The organism is Parafrankia soli (genome assembly GCF_001854695.1).
Classification (GTDB): Bacteria; Actinomycetota; Actinomycetes; order Frankiales; family Frankiaceae; genus Parafrankia; species Parafrankia soli.
In genome coordinates, this window is the sequence record NZ_MAXA01000146.1 from 1 (window position 1) to 1860 (window position 1860).

Below are 1860 nucleotides of genomic sequence, written 5' to 3' on the forward strand. Positions count from 1 at the left end.
CCAGCACAGCCGGCAGTAGCCCCGTTTCACAGGGAGAAGGCGGGCGCAGCCGGCGCACGTGCTGCGGGGAAACCGCTGTCGGAAGTTGGCGCAGGCCGGGCAGTACCGGCCCCCGAAGACGCCCCAGGCCAGGCAGTCGCCGCAGCTGGTCGGCGGCTTACCGTCACGGATCCAGGTCATCGTCACATCGGCGGTAGGGAGCGTCCGTCCCGGCGTCTGGGGGTCACCGGCCGGGCCGCGGCCTGCGCCACTGCGGGCTGGTCGGCGCTGTCGGGTCGGGTGACCTTGTCGGGCTCGGGGATCAGTAGTTCGCCGATCGGGCAGCCGAGAACCGCGCAGATGACATCGAGGTCGTCGAGCTTGATGCTGGCCGGCTGCCCGGACCACAGGCCCGACATCTTCCCGGCGCTGATGACCAAGCCATGCTCGGCGAGCAGCTGCTGCATCTCGCTGGCCTTCCAAATGCCCCGGTTGGCAGCGGCCAGCCGCAGGTTCCACCGCACAGTGCCATGCCCCCTTTCAGTCGTTCGGCAGCCTGACGGCGACCTCGGCGGTGAGCGGATCGCGGGTGGGCACAGCGCGGCGGGGAGTTCTCTGCTCATGGCAGCCGTCCCTTCAGCCGGTCGGCGGCCCGTTGCTGACCGGCCACCCACGCGTCTTCGATGTGACCGCGATGCACGTGGACGTAATGCATCGTGGTTGCGACCCAGCGATGACCAAGGACCTCCTGGATAGCGATCAGGTCCATTCCCGTCAGGTAGAACTGGGAGGCGGCGAAGTGCCGCAGCACGTGCGGCGTGAGTGCGTTTTGCCATTCCGGCAGATGACGGGATGCGGCCTCGACGAGACCGTTGCGCAGGGCGTCGTCGCCGACGCGTACGCATGTTCCGTCGCCGTTGCGGCGTTCCGAGGGGAACAGCGGGTTGCCGGGCCGGGTATGATCATTGTCGAAGTGGCCCCACACGTCCTCGACGAACCAGCGCAGTGTGCGGTCCGCGCCCCGGATGAGAGGAACCATCCGCTCCCGCGGCCCGCTTCCGCGCGAGCCCTTACCGCACCGGACGTGCAGCTTGCCGAACCGGCCGAGGTCCCACTTGATGTCGTCCAGGTCGAGGTTGCACACCTCGTTGACGCGCAGGCCCACCTCGGACATCAGCCGCGCCGCCGCGTAGTTACGCGCGGCGGTGGCGAACTTGCGGCAGGTAGCCAACTCGGCACGCCACCCGGTAAACAACGCATCAATCTGGGCCTGGCTCGGCGGTATACGCAACGAGGCACCGGTCTGCCCGCGCGGCCGGTTCATCTCGTCGATCGGGCACGCCACGATGTGGCCGGTCATGTTGTGGATCTCGACTTTGTGGCGCAGTTCCAGGAACAGGAAGTAGGTTTTCAGTGCCTGCGCTCGGGACGACCGGGTTGCCTGCGCCGCGCGGCGCAGGACCTGCCCAAAATAGACATCCCCATCGGAAGGCGCCATCTCCCATAATGGACAGCCGAACCAGGACCGGATCTGCTCCAGGTGTCCGACGTCGGAGCGGATCGTCTTGTCGGCCAGACCCGCCGCGGCCCGCGCCAGCACGAACCCGGCCAGCACATCCGTCTCGAACTCCGTGACCTCGTCCGGGCTCGCGGGCGCACGCGCCTCGCGGAGATCCCGCACCACTGCCAGGCCCAACCCGCGTCCCTCACCTTCACGACGACAACCGGACGATCGGCAGCGACGGTAGGACTTCAGGAAGCCTGAAGCGTCTTCAACACGCGACCTCGGCCGCGAAGGACACAGGGAGGCCCTGTCCCCGTGAGGATCGCCTGCCAGTACGATCTCAGCAGCAATGCAGAACTCAAGGGTTATTTAATAGT

The 1860-nt window shown here is 67.3% G+C and carries 2 protein-coding genes and 1 pseudogene; all 3 read right to left on the reverse strand.

Annotated features, from left to right (window positions below):
* Positions 1–180: pseudogene (locus BBK14_RS39300) on the reverse strand (hypothetical protein); the annotation flags it as partial.
* Between the two features lie 2 nt (positions 181–182).
* Positions 183–503 carry a helix-turn-helix domain-containing protein gene (locus BBK14_RS13240; RefSeq protein ID WP_020460988.1) on the reverse strand — a complete coding sequence of 107 codons (321 nt, stop codon included), beginning with the start codon at positions 501–503 and terminating at the stop codon, positions 183–185.
* A gap of 95 nt (positions 504–598) precedes the next feature.
* Entirely contained in the window at positions 599–1675 is a 1077-nt protein-coding gene (locus BBK14_RS13245) for a tyrosine-type recombinase/integrase (RefSeq protein ID WP_071062403.1), read from the reverse strand.
* Positions 1676–1860: the final 185 nt, after the last annotated feature.